The sequence below is a fragment of the Ketogulonicigenium robustum genome (assembly GCF_002117445.1).
Taxonomy (GTDB): Bacteria; Pseudomonadota; Alphaproteobacteria; order Rhodobacterales; family Rhodobacteraceae; genus Ketogulonicigenium; species Ketogulonicigenium robustum.
This window is the reverse complement of record NZ_CP019937.1, coordinates 719,641-733,272: the sequence shown is the minus strand read 5'-3', so window position 1 is coordinate 733,272 and position 13,632 is coordinate 719,641. Positions and strand designations below refer to the sequence as shown.

The window sequence follows — 13,632 nt, the reverse complement described above, 5'->3', positions numbered from 1 at the left end:
TTTCGTAGTGCTACGCTGTGCGATGGCGGGCCTGCGGGCGTGTCGACAACAGCCCGCGTCGCCCCGCGACCATGGAAACAAGATAAATGACCCCCGCCGCCAGAATAATCGAAGGCCCCGCAGGCAGTGCCCAGTGATAGGATGCCAGCAACCCCAGCGCCGACGACAGCAGGCCAAAGCCCAGCGCCAGCAGCGTGATTACCCCCACGCGGGCCGACCAGAACCGCGCGGCAGCGGCAGGCAACATCATCAGCCCCACCACCATCAGCGACCCCAGCGCCTGAAAACCCGCCACAAGGTTCAGCACCACCAGCCCCAAGAACGCGAAGTGGACAAAGCCGCCCAGACGCGACACCGTGCGGAAAAACAGCGGGTCCATGCATTCGGCCACTAGTGCCCTCCACAGCAGTGCCATCGCCACCACCGTGACCAGCGACACTCCGCCAATCAGCCCCATCGCGCCGCTATCAAGCGCCAAGACCGAGCCGAACAGCACATGCATCAGATCAACGCTGGAGCCGCGGACCGAGATCAGCACCACGCCAAAAGCCAATGAAATCAGGTAGAAAGCGGCAAGCGAGGCATCTTCGCGTTGAACCGTCAGCCGCGCCACCGCGCCCGCACCAAAGGCAACAAGCAATCCCGCCACAAGGCCGCCGATCGTCATCGGCAGCAGGTTCAGGCCGAAAAACATGAAGCCCAGCGCTGCCCCCGGTAAAATCGCATGGGCCATGGCATCGCCGGTCAGGCTCATCCGGCGCAGCATCAGGAATACACCCAGCGGGCTTGCGGCCAGCGTCAGCAGGCACGCGCCCAGCAGCGCCCGCCGCATGAAACCGAAGTCGACAAACGGGGCCAACACGAAATCATAAAGCGCCATCATGCTGGTGTCCGCGTCGTGTGTTCATGTGAATGCCCGCCCAGATGCTCGTGGGGAGGGGCCTCGCACAGGGGCGCATCATCATCCCACGCCTCGGTATAACCGCGGGCGCGGGCCAAATTGGCGGAGGTCAGGACGTCCGCCGTCGCGCCCCATCCAATAAGGTCGCGCGCCAACAACAGACTGCGCGGGAAGTGCTGGCGAACGGTATCAAGGTCGTGCAACACGGTTAGGACGGTGCGGCCCTCGGTGCTCCAATCGGCAATAAGACGCAGTAGGTCAGCCTCGGTCGGTTGGTCAACGCCGTTAAAGGACTCGTCCAACAAGATCAGGTCGGCTTGTTGCACGATCACACGGGCAAACAAGGCGCGCTGGAACTGGCCGCCCGACAGGGCATCCAGCGGGCGTTCGGCAAACCCTGCCAACCCTACGCGGGCCAAAGCGGCGTGCAGACGGGCGATGTCATCGGCACTATGGCGCCCCCACAAGCCCCGCTTGGTCCACAGGCCCAATGCCACCAAATCAATGACGCGGGCGGGAAAACTGCGGTCGACCTCTGCCGCTTGGGGCAGATAGGCCAGACGTGTAGCCCCATCGCGGGTGATCCGCCCGCCCATCGGACGCAAAAGCCCGACTATCCCTTTCAGCAGGGTCGATTTGCCCGATCCGTTGCCGCCGATCACGGCCAGCTTTTCGCCGCGTGCGATGCTGCCCGACAGGTGGTGCACCGCCGCGTGGCTGCCATAGCCCAGCGTCACATTGTCAAACGTCAGAATGTCCATCAGGCGCGTCCCACCTGCCCTTGGCGGCACGCGGGACACAGGCCAGTCACCTCGATGACGGCGCGTTCGGGGGTAAAGCCGGTCGCGGATGCCAAATCCGACAGGCCCACCATGTCATGGCCCGCTTCCAGCTCGGCCACGGCGCTGCACAGACGGCAAACCATAAACACTGGCGCATGGTCGCTGTGCATATGGCTACCCATATAGCTGCAGGCAACATAGGCATTCAGCTTTTCGATCTTGTGGACAAAGCCATGCTCGACCAAAAAATCCAGCGCGCGATAGACAACGGGCGGCTGCGATCCGTGCCCCTCGGACGACAGGCGGTCAAGCACCGCATAGGCGCCAAGCGCGCGGTGCTGCTCGCCCAAGATCTCGAGCACCCGTCGCCGCACGGGGGTCAGACGCAATCCCTCGGCGGCGCAACGGTCTTCCACGTTGGAAATCATCGCGCCGACGCAATGAGCGTGATCGTGGTTTTCGAATCCTGTCATCGTCACCGTCCTAAACGTTACAGTATAACATAAAGGATAGCAACGCGGGGCGCAAGCGCTTAATGCGGGCTCATTCGCCCAGCTTCGCCTCGAGTGCGGCGACGCGTGCGGCAAGGGCGGTGTTTTCCTCGCGTGCTTTGGCCGCCATTGCACGAACGGCGTCGAATTCTTCGCGTGTAACAAAGTCGCGCTCGGCCAGCCAGCGATCGAGCCACCCTTTCAGGGCGTTGTCAGCCTCGCCTTTGGCGCCTTGGGCCACGCCCATCGCATTGGTGAAAAGCTGCGAGATGTCGTCGAAAATACGGTTGTTGCCGGCCATGATGCCCCCTGCTGCTACTGCCTCACAATATGGTAGAGTTTGGGGCGATCACAAGAACGCGGGCTTCGTTGACTTTGGGCCGCAATCCCGCAAGGAAAGCATATGGAAACCGGTATCCCCTTCCCCCCGCTGTCGCCCGACGTCTTCAGCCTGAATCTGTTCGGCTTTCACCTTGCGCTGCGGTGGTACGCGCTGGCCTATATCGCGGGGGTGGTCATCGGCTGGTGCATCCTGCGCGCAGCCATCAAGCGGCCTGCGCTATGGCCTGCGGGGCAAAGCCCGCTGACGGCGCAGCAGCTGGAAAGCTACGTGACATGGGTGGTGCTGGGCATCATCATCGGCGGTAGGTTAGGCTATGTGCTGTTTTACGAACCCGGCCATTACCTGACCCGCCCATGGGATATTCTGGCACTTTGGACGGGCGGAATGTCGTTTCACGGCGGCTTCATGGGGGTCGTGGTCGCAACGCTGATTTTTGCGCGCCGACATGGTGTGGCGCTGGCGTCGCTGGCCGACGGCGCGGCGCTGGTTGCGCCCGTGGGGTTGTTGCTGGGGCGGCTGGCCAATTTCGTCAACGCCGAACTGTGGGGCCGCCCGACCGATATGCCGTGGGGCGTGATCTTCCCCGGCGCTGCCGCGCAGGACTGCGGCAATCTGGTCGGCCTTTGCGCGCGCCACCCCTCGCAGCTGTACGAAGGGCTGCTGGAGGGGGCGCTGCTGGGCACCCTTCTGCTGGTATTGGCGTTCCGCGCGGGCGCACTGCGGAAGCCTTGGCGCATCACCGCTATATTCCTGCTGGGCTATGGGGCCGCGCGCTTCTTTGTCGAATTCTTCCGCCAACCCGATGCGCAATTTGTGACCGTTGGCAACCCGCTGGGGCTAGCCATGCAGGTGAACGGCTGGGGGCTGACGATGGGCCAATTGCTGACCCTGCCTATGATTCTGGTGGGGCTATGGCTGCTGGCGCGGACCAGACGTTAGGGGCACAGATGAGCCTGCTGGACCGCATCCATCGGATCATTGCACAAAGCGGGCCGATCAGCATTGCTGATTACATGGCCCTATGCCTGCTAGACCCGACCGAGGGGTATTACACCACACAAGATGCCATCGGCGCGGCAGGTGATTTCATCACCGCGCCCGAGATTAGTCAGGTCTTTGGCGAATTGATCGGGCTGGCGCTGGCGCAAGCGTGGCTGGATCAGGGGTGCCCCGCCCCCTTCGCGCTGCTCGAACTCGGGCCCGGGCGCGGCGCGCTGATCGAGGATATTTTGCGCGCAACGCGGGTTGTCAGCGGCTTTAACGCCGCCCTGCAGCTGCACTTGGTTGAGGCATCCCCGCACCTGCGCAAACTGCAAGCGGCGCGTCTGCATGGCTACGCGCCCCCGCAGTGGCACGACACGATCGACACCTTGCCGCAGATGCCGACCTTTCTGGTGGCGAACGAGTTTCTGGACGCTCTGCCGATCCGCCAATTCCAGCGCAGCGCGGCGGGTTGGCACGAACGCCTGATCGCCAGCGATGATGGCGGGCTGGCTTTCGCCCTCGGCGCACCCATCGCGCAAGACCCGCCTGCCCCAGATGGCGCTATCGCCGAGATCCGCCCCGCGGCCGAGGGGATCGTCAGCGCCCTCGCAGGCCAAATTGCGGCCCACGGCGGTGCCGCGATTTTTATCGATTATGGTGCTGCAGAAAGCGGCGGTGATACCTTTCAGGCCATGATCCGCCACAGCTACAGCGACCCGCTGCGGTCGCCCGGGGCAGCGGACCTGACCGCGCATGTGGCCTTCGGCCCGCTGGCGCGCGCAGCAACAGCGGCCGGGGCGGCACCATCGGCGCTGGTTGCGCAAGGGGAATTCCTGCTGGCGCTGGGGCTGCAAGCACGCAGCGATGCGCTGATCGCACGCATGGCCCCGCCCGCCGCCGCGCAGCATAAAGCCGCCATGCAGCGGCTAATCGACCCGGCGGCGATGGGCAGCCTGTTCAAGGTTATGGGGGTCACCCCTACCGCAGCGCCAGCCATTGCGGGCCTGCCGCTGCAGGTGCATAGTGTCACATGAAGTTGACAAAAGGGCCGCAGGCATGACGCTCGATATCATCACGTCTGACGCACTCGCGCCGGTGCGCCACGGGTTCTTCGGTCGTGCGGGGGGGGCCTCGTCTGGGGTGTTCGCGGGGCTGAATTGCGGCCTCGGCAGCTCGGACCAAACCGAGGTTGTCGCCCTGAACCGCAGCCGCGTCGCGCAGGCGATGGGCGTTCCCGCCGACGCGTTGGTCGGCCTGTCGCAGATCCATTCGGCCATTGTCGTCAACGTGACCGACAGCACCGCCCCACGCCCCGCCGCCGATGCGCTGGTCACCCGCCAGCCCGGCATCGCGCTGGCCATTTTGACGGCAGATTGCCAACCCGTGTTATTCGCCGACGCCGCCGCAGGCGTGATCGGCGCTGCGCACGCCGGCTGGAAAGGCACCCGCGCCGGTGTGTTGGAGGCAACCATCGACGCGATGGTCGATCTGGGCGCGCAGCGGGGCAACATTACCGCAGTCATCGGCCCCACCATCAGCCAGCGGGTCTACGAGGTCGGCGCCGATTTTCGGGATAATTTTCTGGCCGATGACCCCGAATCGGCGCGCTTTTTCGTGGCGGGCGATGCGGGGAAATACCTGTTCGATCTGCCGGGATTCGGCCTGTCGCGCCTGCGTCGCGCGGGCATCAAACACGCCGAATGGACGCGGCACTGCACTTATTGCGACCCCAAGCGATTCTACAGCTATCGCCGCACCACGCATGAAAAAGAGGCGGACTACGGCCGCCTCATCTCGGTTATCAGACTGTAAGCATCAGCCGCGACGGGCGATGCGCTCCTCCAGCACTTCGAAGGGGACGCCCGGCTCGTCTTTGGCGCAGCGGATCACCAAGCTGGTTTTGACACTGGCGACGTTTGGGGCAGATGTCAGTTTTTCCGTTAAAAACGACTGGAACGTGCGCAAATCGGGCGAAATACACTTCAAAATGAAGTCAACCTCGCCGTTCAGCATATGACATTCGCGCACCAATGGCCAAGAACGGGCCAAGGTCTCGAATGCGGTCAGGTCAACCTCGGCTTGATTGATCAGGCGCACCATGGCAAAAACCTGCACCTCGAACCCCAACTCGCGCGGGTCGATGTCGGCATGGTAGCCACGGATGTAGCCTTGTTCTTCCAAGGCCCGAACGCGGCGCAAACAAGGCGGGGCCGAGATCCCGACGCGTTTCGCCAGCTCGACGTTTGTCATGCGGCCGTCGGCTTGAAGCTGCGCAAGAATATTGCGGTCAATGTCGTCTAGTTTAGCCCCGGGCACGTTTCACCCCGTAGATTTAGATTTCAGTGCTGCCCGAGGCATATATTACGCAACAATATTTCGCAACAGCCCAATCACCCCGCAAGGATAAGACGTCGCGGGAATTCGCCCGCACCGCTGAAATTCCCGCCTTTTGCACAGGGCGTTGCATGCTTATATGCTGCTAAACGCTTTTCGAAGGAGCTTCCTCATGTCCGACACCCGCCACACGCGCGTGCTGATCATCGGCTCGGGGCCGGCCGGTTATACGGCTGCCGTTTACGCTAGCCGCGCCATGCTGCAACCGATTTTGGTGCAAGGCATGGAACCGGGTGGCCAACTGACCACCACCACCGATGTTGAGAACTGGCCGGGCGAAAAGTCGATCCAAGGGCCTGACCTGATGATCAAGATGGAGGAGCACGCCCGCGAAATGGGCGCCGAGATCGTGATGGATCTGATCACGTCGCTTGACCTGCAAAAGCGCCCCTTCACGGCGGTGGGTGATAGCGGCACGACCTACACGGCTGATGCCGTTATTCTGGCCACCGGCGCGCGCGCCAAATGGCTGGGCCTGCCCAGCGAGGAACATTTCAAAGGCTTTGGCGTGTCGGCCTGCGCGACCTGCGACGGGTTCTTCTATCGCGGGCAAGACATCGTCGTGGTCGGCGGCGGCAACACTGCGGTCGAGGAAGCGCTGTTCCTGACCAACTTTGCCAACAAAGTCACGCTGGTGCACCGCCGCGATAGCCTGCGTGCGGAAAAGATCCTTCAGGATCGCTTGTTCAAGCACCCCAAGGTCGAGGTGATCTGGAACCACGAAATCGACGAAGTGCTGGGCGCCGACACCCCGCGCGGGGTAGAAGGCGTACGCCTGCGCGACGTGAACACCGGTGAGACCCGCGATGTGGCCGCCAAGGGCTTTTTCGTCGCTATCGGCCATGCGCCGGCCAGCGAATTGGTGAAAGACCAGCTAGAGCTGCACAACGGCGGCTATGTGAAGGTGAAGCCCGGCTCGACCGAAACCTCGATACCGGGGGTGTTCGCGGCTGGCGATTTGACCGACGACAAATACCGCCAAGCCATCACATCGGCCGGCATGGGATGCCAAGCCGCGCTGGATGTGGAACGCTGGCTGCACGAACAGGATTGATTTCGTTATGCGGGCGGCAAATGCTGGGCTAACCTTGCCCAGCGGCACGCCCGCCCCTTTACGGAGTAGATCATGAGTAATGTGCTGGCCGAACTGTTGGCCGAAGTCACCGGCGCCGAAGACGCGCTGAAAAAAGCCGAAACTGAAGCCGCTGCCACCCGCGACGAGATCGCATGGTTTGAAAGCTTTGACGAAGGCCACGTACGCACCCATATCGATGGACTGGTTGGCGACATCAGCGTTTTGGCCGGAACGATTGCTGGCCTCGCGACCGAGGAAGCCCACGAGCAAAACCGCTACCGCGAACTGCGCAGCGAGGCCGGAAGCGTTCTGAACCCGCTGAACTGGTTTAACAAAGACAAGAAGGAAAGCCGCGCCGTCGCCCGCGACCAACGTGAGCAGCGCGACGAGATCCGCACCAAGCTGCGCGACCAGCGCCAGCTGGAAAGCCGCCTTGTCGCCGAGAAAAAGGACTGCGACGACAGCCTTGCCCGTTTCAAGGCCTTTGACTTGCGCAAGCACACCAAGCTGCTAGGCGATCAGGAAAAGACCGAAACGGCCGCGCGCGACCAAGCGGTGGGGCTGCGTGCCCTGTATGACACCGTCAAGACCATGGCTGCCGAGGCCCTGCGCGAGTTCGACACCTTGTCAGAAAAGCTACGCCCCCTGAACGAGCGGCTGGACCGCGCGACGGTGGCCGTCGCTAACCTGCGCACCCAAAATGACGAGACCTTGCGCAATACCCTGGAAGACCGGCTGAAGGACCAATTCGGCACCGTCGACCTGAAGGCGGTCATCAATGGATGTCAGGCCGAGATGAAGTCGATCGATGGGCAGTTGGCGGGTATAGAAGATAAAATCCGCGAAACGATCGCGATTGCGCGCCGCAAGATGCGCATCCCTACCCCGCAGGAAGCGGCACCCAAGAAAGCCTAAAGGAAAAGGGCCGCGGTTGCGGCCCTTTCTGCATCAGTTGACGCCAACGGGCGTGCGTTCGTATTGCCGTGCAATACGGAATGCCAGATCGCGGTTGGCGACCAAGGCCAGCTGCTCGCCCATTGCATCGTGGATCGAAAAGACGGTGGCCATATCTTCGCCAATGCGTTCTTGCACATCGGCAGGCAGCGTCGATACGTCAACGGGTTTCACATAGACGACTTCGCCCATGCCGATTTTACCCAGATCTACAGTTACGTTCATTTCCCACTCCTCTTGATGCGGATCGTTTGAACGACCGTTTCGGGAACTTGGCGATTGAGGTCGATGTGCAGCAAACCATTTTCAATCACGGCCTCGCCGATTTCCATCCCCTCGGCCAACACGAAGCTACGCTGGAACTGCCGCGTCGCAATGCCGCGGTGCAGGTAGACGCGCTCCTCGGTGTCGGTCTGGCGACCGCGCACGACCAGCTGGCGGTCTTCGACGGTAATGGCCAAGTCGGCCTCGGAAAAACCGGCGACCGCCAGCGTGATCCGATAGGATCTCTCGGATGTTTGTTCAATATTATAGGGGGGATAGCCCTCACTCGACGACTTTGCAGTGCGCTCGACCAAGCGTTCCAGCTGATCGAACCCCAACAAAAACGGGTGAGCCCCAAGGGTCAGTTTTGACATCGGCACGTCCTTCAACAAGCGACGGTGACAGGCAGTCCCAATAGCGGCGGCTGCACATGGAATGAATATGGGCGCTGTGCTTTTGCGTTGCAAGGGCGCAGCAACGCGCAAAGTCTGCTGGCACCATTGGGGGCCGCGCGATATAAAGGGCAAAAGGTCGCTAGCAGGTACATCCGATGAGTTTTCCGCCGCGTATGGACGAAACCGAGGTTTTGCGCGTCAAGCTGGAGATGCTGCGGAGCGAGCACCGCGACCTTGACGAGGCGATCAAGGCGCTGGACGAACGCGGAACTGCCGACATGCTGATGATCCGCCGCCTGAAAAAGCAAAAGCTGCTGCTGAAAGACCGCATTTCGGCGATCGAGGATCGGATCCTGCCCGACATTATTGCCTGATCAGCCCTGCGCGTATAAGGGCAAGGCAACATCAAACGGGGGCGCGCTATGGACGGTATTCGGGTTGGCATCATTATGGGCAGCCAGTCGGACTGGGCCACGATGCGCGAGGCAGCCGCCATTCTGGACGAGCTGCAGATCCCCTACGAGGCCAAGATCGTCTCGGCCCACCGCACGCCCGACCGCTTGTGGGACTATGGGAAGGCCGCCGTCGGGCGCGGCCTGCATGTGATTATTGCGGGCGCAGGCGGCGCAGCGCATTTGCCGGGGATGATGGCATCTAAAACCCGCGTTCCCGTCATCGGGGTGCCGGTGCAGACCAAAGCCCTGTCCGGCGTCGATTCGCTCTATTCCATTTTGCAGATGCCCAAGGGGTTCCCCGTCGCCACCATGGCGATTGGCGCGGCGGGCGCGGCCAATGCAGGCCTGATGGCCGCAGGCATCTTGGCCATCAGCGACCCCGCGATTGCCGCCCGGCTGGACGCGTGGCGCGAAGCCCTGTCCGCATCCATCCCCGAGGAGCCGCGCGATGACTGATATGCTGCAACCGGGGGCCACCATCGGCATTTTGGGCGGCGGGCAACTGGGCCGCATGCTGGCCGTCGCCGCCGCGCGGCTGGGGCTGCATGTGCATATCTTTGAACCCGCCAGCGCCCCCGCCGCCGAAACCGCCGCGCGGGTAACCCATGCCAGCTATGACGACGCCGATGCGCTGCGCGCCTTTGCCCAAAGCGTCGACGTCGTGACCTACGAGTTTGAAAACATCCCGACAGCGGCATTGGATCTGATCGAATCGATCTGCCCGATCCGCCCGGGCCGCCGCGCGCTGGCCACATCGCAAGACCGGCTGGTCGAGAAGACCTTTTTGAACAGCATCGGGCTGCACACTGCGCCCTTCGCCCCCGTGACAGACATAGCCAGCCTGAACGCAGCGATCGCGGCAGTCGGCACCCCCGCCATCCTGAAAACCTGCCGCATGGGCTATGACGGCAAGGGCCAAGCCCGCCTGAAGTCGCCCGACGACGCAGCCGCCGCGCTGGCTAGCATGAATGGCGCACCTGCGGTCCTCGAGGGATTCATCGATTTTTCAGCCGAAATTTCGATTATCGGGGCGCGCGGCATAGACGGCGCGATTGCCTGCTTTGACCCCGGCGAAAACGTGCACCGCGACGGCATTTTGCACACCACCACCGTGCCAGCCAAAATCGGCCCCAGCCTGCGGTCGGACGCGGTGCTGATTGCCGCACGCATTTTGAATGCGCTGGATTATGTCGGCGTCCTTGGGGTCGAGCTGTTCGTAACGCCGGGCGGGTTGATTGTGAACGAGATCGCCCCGCGCGTTCATAATTCGGGGCACTGGACGCAGAACGGCTGCCTTGTTGACCAATTCGAGCAGCACATCCGTGCGGTGGCAGGCTGGCCGCTGGGCGATGGCAGCCGCTACGCGGATGTGGTGATGGAAAACCTGATTGGTGATGATGTGCTGCGTGTGCCCGAACTGGCGCGCAGCGGTGTCGCCCTGCACCTTTACGGCAAGGGCGCCCCCCGCCCCGGCCGCAAGATGGGTCACATCAACCGCGTCACCTCACGCCAATAGCGTCCAGCGCCTGTTCGACCGCGCCCGACAGGACGTCGCCCATTTTCAGATCGTGATTGAAATGCCCTTCGCGCAGGAAGGTCACGGTCTGGGCAACCACCAGCGGATTGTTCATCAAAAACGTATGGCTGACGGGCAGTGTCAGATGGTCTGTCATCCCGTCCAGCTTGGTCGATTCGACCGACACCTTTCCATCGTTCGGTCCGGAAAATGCCAGTGACATCAGCGGGTTAAGCGGGCTGTTGCCAGCAATAATGCCGATTTCAGCGGCGGGCGCATGCCCCAGCCGGTTCGGCAGGCTGTCGGCGTCTGTGCCCAGCTGCAAGCCTGCGGGGCCGTTCATCCACTGGAACGGGGCGAAGTCGCCGAAAATATCCACAAGCTCGGACCCTTGGTTCGGTGGCGCCAGCATAACTATCCGGCCCAGATCTCCGGGCGTCGTCTGCGCCAGATAGGCCCGCACCAAAATGCCGCCCATCGAATGGGTCACGAAGTTCACCTTGCGCGCACCGCAGGCGGCGATGTCGCGCGGCAAATGCGTCGCGACGATCTGTTCGATCGTCTCGTCGGTCGAGGGGTAGCCGCTGTTCACCACGGTATAGCCCGCCAGCTTCAACGCCTCGCCCATCGGGGCCAGCGACATTTCGCTGCGCGCCAGACCATGCAGCAGCACGACACATTCGCCCGTGTCGGGCCCTGCAAGGGAAAACACACGATCCTCTGCCATGGCAGCCCCTGTCGAGAAAAGAAAGAACGCGCACATCACCCGTTTCATGCGGCTATGAAAGCATGCCGCCCGCAAACTGTCGAGTGAATGCAGAAGGGCCAAAAGAAAAGGGGCCAGCGCATGCCGGCCCCTTCCCTAGGTGGTGTCGTAAAGGCGGCAGAGCCGTCCTTACATCATGCCGCCCATGCCGCCCATGTCGGGCATGCCGCCGCCGGCGGGTGCGCCTTTGGGCTCGGGCTTGTCGGCGATCATCGCTTCGGTGGTGATCAGCAGCGAGGCAACCGAAGCCGCGTTTTCCAGCGCGGTGCGGGTGACTTTAGCCGGGTCGATCACGCCGAAGGTGAACATGTCGCCATATTCTTCGGTCTGAGCGTTGAAGCCGAACGAGGTCGAGGTCGATTCTTTGATCTTGCCTGCAACCACGGCACCGTCGACGCCCGAGTTTTCCGAGATTTGACGGATCGGGGCTTCCAGCGCGCGGCGGATGATCGCGATACCGACGTTCTGATCGGCGTTCGCGCCTTCCAGGCCTTCCAGCACTTTGGTCGCTTGCACCAGTGCAACGCCACCACCAACGATGATGCCTTCTTGGACAGCAGCGCGGGTTGCGTTCAGGGCGTCGTCGACGCGGTCTTTACGCTCTTTCACTTCGATCTCGGTCATGCCGCCAACGCGGATGACAGCCACACCGCCTGCCAGCTTGGCCACACGCTCTTGCAGCTTCTCGCGGTCGTAGTCCGAGGTGGTTTCCTCGATCTGGGTGCGGATCTGGCCAACGCGGGCTTCGATCTCGGGCTTGGAGCCTGCACCATCAACGATGGTCGTCGCGTCTTTGGTGATCGAAACGCGCTTGGCGGTGCCCAGCATGTCGATCGTGACGCTTTCCAGCTTCATGCCGAGGTCTTCCGAGATCACTTGACCACCGGTCAGGATCGCGATGTCTTGCAGCATGGCCTTGCGACGGTCGCCGAAGCCCGGAGCCTTGACGGCAGCGATTTTCAGGCCGCCGCGCAGCTTGTTGACGACCAGCGTGGCCAGAGCCTCGCCTTCGACGTCTTCAGCGATGATCAGCAGGGGCTTTTGCGACTGGATGACGGCTTCCAACAGGGGAACCATCGGCTGCAGCGACGAGAGTTTTTTCTCGTGCAGCAGGATCAGCACGTCGTCAAGGTCAGCAACCATTTTGTCGGGGTTGGTGACGAAGTACGGCGACAGGAAGCCACGGTCGAACTGCATGCCTTCGACGACTTCGACCGACGTCTCCATGCCTTTGTTTTCTTCGACGGTGATGACACCCTCGTTGCCGACTTTCTGCATGGCTTCGGCAATCAGCTTACCGATCAGCGCTTCGCCGTTGGCCGAGATGGTGCCGACTTGAGCAACTTCTTCGGTGTCAGCAACGGGACGAGCAGCCGACTTCAGCGCTTCGACAACCTTGGCCGTTGCCAGGTCGATACCGCGCTTCAGGTCCATCGGGTTCAGGCCAGCTGCGACCGACTTCATGCCTTCGCGGATGATCGCTTGGGCCAGAACGGTTGCGGTGGTGGTGCCGTCACCAGCTTCGTCGTTGGTGCGGGCAGCAACTTCTTTAACCAGCTGCGCGCCCATGTTTTCGAACTTGTCAGCCAGTTCGATTTCTTTGGCGACCGACACGCCGTCCTTGGTGATGCGCGGGGCACCGAACGATTTGTCGATAACAACGTTACGGCCTTTGGGGCCCAGCGTAACTTTCACGGCGTCGGCGAGGATGTTGACACCCTTCAGCATACGCTCGCGGGCTTCGGTATTGAACTTTACGTCCTTGGCAGCCATTTCAGCTTTCCTTGTCTTCTATGGTTTCGAACGAAGGCGGCGAAAATCAGGCGATGATGCCCAGAATGTCGCTTTCCTTCATGATCAGCAGCTCTTCACCCTCGACGGTGATTTCGGTGCCCGACCACTTGCCGAACAGAACGCGGTCGCCAACCTTAACTGCGGGTGCAATCAGCTCGCCCGAGTCTTTGCGTGCGCCCTCGCCCACGGCGATCACTTCGCCTTCTGCGGGCTTTTCTTTTGCGCTTTCAGGGATGAACAGACCACCCTTGGTCTTTTCTTCGCTTTGCACACGACGCACGACCACACGGTCATGAAGCGGCTTGAATGCCATCTTGCGGCTCCTCAGCTCAACTAGGTTATGGGTTTTAGCACTCACGCTTGACGAGTGCTAACGGGCGATACTTAGGAACCTGTCCCCGCGCGTGTCAACTACCGATATGCAAGAAACTAACCCATGCGCGTGAAATTTGGATGACAGGCCGCAAATCGCCTGTGCATGCGGGTGACAAGGCCCCCAGCCCCCCCTATACATGCGG

General features: G+C 62.0%; 18 protein-coding genes. 8 read left to right on the top strand and 10 right to left on the bottom strand.

What is annotated here, in order from left to right:
- Window positions 1-10 precede the first annotated feature (10 nt).
- From BVG79_RS03705 to BVG79_RS03690, 4 genes are all read right to left on the bottom strand, one after another.
- Window positions 11-883, bottom strand: a complete 873-nt coding sequence (locus BVG79_RS03705) for a metal ABC transporter permease (protein ID WP_085785704.1) — start codon at window positions 881-883, stop codon at window positions 11-13.
- Window positions 880-1,662: a zinc ABC transporter ATP-binding protein AztA gene (aztA, locus tag BVG79_RS03700; RefSeq protein ID WP_085785703.1), complete on the bottom strand. Its 783-nt coding sequence runs from the start codon at window positions 1,660-1,662 to the stop codon at window positions 880-882. The genes BVG79_RS03705 and aztA overlap by 4 nt, the downstream gene beginning before the upstream one ends.
- Window positions 1,662-2,156, bottom strand: coding sequence for a Fur family transcriptional regulator (locus BVG79_RS03695; protein WP_085785702.1), 495 nt, complete (start codon window positions 2,154-2,156; stop codon window positions 1,662-1,664). The genes aztA and BVG79_RS03695 overlap by 1 nt, the downstream gene beginning before the upstream one ends.
- Before the next feature lie 70 nt (window positions 2,157-2,226).
- Window positions 2,227-2,475: an accessory factor UbiK family protein gene (locus BVG79_RS03690; protein ID WP_085785701.1), complete on the bottom strand. Its 249-nt coding sequence runs from the start codon at window positions 2,473-2,475 to the stop codon at window positions 2,227-2,229.
- A 102-nt stretch (window positions 2,476-2,577) separates the two neighbouring features.
- Between BVG79_RS03690 and lgt the strand changes: the two genes are divergently transcribed.
- Genes lgt through pgeF form a run of 3 tightly spaced genes read left to right on the top strand, consistent with a single transcriptional unit; the run spans window position 2,578 to window position 5,313 of the window.
- Window positions 2,578-3,456 (top strand): prolipoprotein diacylglyceryl transferase, encoded by an 879-nt coding sequence (gene lgt / locus BVG79_RS03685; RefSeq protein WP_085785700.1) that lies wholly within the window; start codon window positions 2,578-2,580, stop codon window positions 3,454-3,456.
- A gap of 8 nt (window positions 3,457-3,464) precedes the next feature.
- Window positions 3,465-4,535, top strand: a complete 1,071-nt coding sequence (locus BVG79_RS03680) for a class I SAM-dependent methyltransferase (RefSeq protein WP_085785699.1) — start codon at window positions 3,465-3,467, stop codon at window positions 4,533-4,535.
- A gap of 22 nt (window positions 4,536-4,557) precedes the next feature.
- A complete protein-coding gene (gene pgeF, locus BVG79_RS03675) occupies window positions 4,558-5,313 on the top strand; it encodes a peptidoglycan editing factor PgeF (protein WP_085785698.1) in 756 nt (251 codons plus the stop codon).
- Window positions 5,314-5,316: 3 nt separating this feature from the next.
- Here the strand turns inward: pgeF and BVG79_RS03670 are convergent, their stop codons facing one another.
- Window positions 5,317-5,817, bottom strand: coding sequence for an Lrp/AsnC family transcriptional regulator (locus BVG79_RS03670; RefSeq protein ID WP_085785697.1), 501 nt, complete (start codon window positions 5,815-5,817; stop codon window positions 5,317-5,319).
- Window positions 5,818-6,007: 190 nt separating this feature from the next.
- Between BVG79_RS03670 and trxB the strand changes: the two genes are divergently transcribed.
- Together trxB and BVG79_RS03660 are read left to right on the top strand one after the other, a co-directional pair.
- Complete coding sequence (gene trxB, locus BVG79_RS03665; RefSeq protein ID WP_085785696.1) at window positions 6,008-6,949, top strand: thioredoxin-disulfide reductase; 942 nt, start codon at window positions 6,008-6,010, stop codon at window positions 6,947-6,949.
- Window positions 6,950-7,021: 72 nt separating this feature from the next.
- Window positions 7,022-7,885, top strand: a complete 864-nt coding sequence (locus BVG79_RS03660; protein WP_085785695.1) for a hypothetical protein — start codon at window positions 7,022-7,024, stop codon at window positions 7,883-7,885.
- A gap of 33 nt (window positions 7,886-7,918) precedes the next feature.
- On the opposite strand, the gene BVG79_RS03655 is transcribed toward BVG79_RS03660, so the two are convergent.
- Together BVG79_RS03655 and BVG79_RS03650 are read right to left on the bottom strand one after the other, a co-directional pair.
- On the bottom strand, window positions 7,919-8,149 hold the full coding sequence (locus BVG79_RS03655; protein WP_085785694.1) for a DUF1150 family protein: 231 nt from the start codon (window positions 8,147-8,149) through the stop codon (window positions 7,919-7,921).
- Window positions 8,146-8,562 (bottom strand): Hsp20 family protein, encoded by a 417-nt coding sequence (locus BVG79_RS03650; RefSeq protein ID WP_085785693.1) that lies wholly within the window; start codon window positions 8,560-8,562, stop codon window positions 8,146-8,148. The genes BVG79_RS03655 and BVG79_RS03650 overlap by 4 nt, the downstream gene beginning before the upstream one ends.
- 176 nt (window positions 8,563-8,738) lie before the next feature.
- Between BVG79_RS03650 and BVG79_RS03645 the strand changes: the two genes are divergently transcribed.
- Genes BVG79_RS03645 through BVG79_RS03635 form a run of 3 tightly spaced genes read left to right on the top strand, consistent with a single transcriptional unit; the run spans window position 8,739 to window position 10,554 of the window.
- Window positions 8,739-8,957 (top strand): YdcH family protein, encoded by a 219-nt coding sequence (locus BVG79_RS03645; protein ID WP_085785692.1) that lies wholly within the window; start codon window positions 8,739-8,741, stop codon window positions 8,955-8,957.
- 48 nt (window positions 8,958-9,005) lie between these two features.
- The gene (purE, locus tag BVG79_RS03640) at window positions 9,006-9,494 is read left to right on the top strand and encodes a 5-(carboxyamino)imidazole ribonucleotide mutase (RefSeq protein WP_085785691.1); all 489 of its coding nucleotides are present in this window, start codon (window positions 9,006-9,008) and stop codon (window positions 9,492-9,494) included.
- A complete protein-coding gene (locus BVG79_RS03635; RefSeq protein ID WP_085785690.1) occupies window positions 9,487-10,554 on the top strand; it encodes a 5-(carboxyamino)imidazole ribonucleotide synthase in 1,068 nt (355 codons plus the stop codon). The genes purE and BVG79_RS03635 overlap by 8 nt, the downstream gene beginning before the upstream one ends.
- Here BVG79_RS03635 and BVG79_RS03630 read toward each other — a convergent pair.
- From BVG79_RS03630 to groES, 3 genes are all read right to left on the bottom strand, one after another.
- Window positions 10,538-11,281, bottom strand: a complete 744-nt coding sequence (locus tag BVG79_RS03630; protein ID WP_236951406.1) for an esterase/lipase family protein — start codon at window positions 11,279-11,281, stop codon at window positions 10,538-10,540. The genes BVG79_RS03635 and BVG79_RS03630 overlap by 17 nt on opposite strands.
- Before the next feature lie 168 nt (window positions 11,282-11,449).
- Window positions 11,450-13,093, bottom strand: a complete 1,644-nt coding sequence (groL, locus tag BVG79_RS03625) for a chaperonin GroEL (protein ID WP_085785688.1) — start codon at window positions 13,091-13,093, stop codon at window positions 11,450-11,452.
- A 46-nt stretch (window positions 13,094-13,139) separates the two neighbouring features.
- The gene (gene groES / locus BVG79_RS03620; protein WP_085785687.1) at window positions 13,140-13,427 is read right to left on the bottom strand and encodes a co-chaperone GroES; all 288 of its coding nucleotides are present in this window, start codon (window positions 13,425-13,427) and stop codon (window positions 13,140-13,142) included.
- Window positions 13,428-13,632 lie beyond the last annotated feature (205 nt).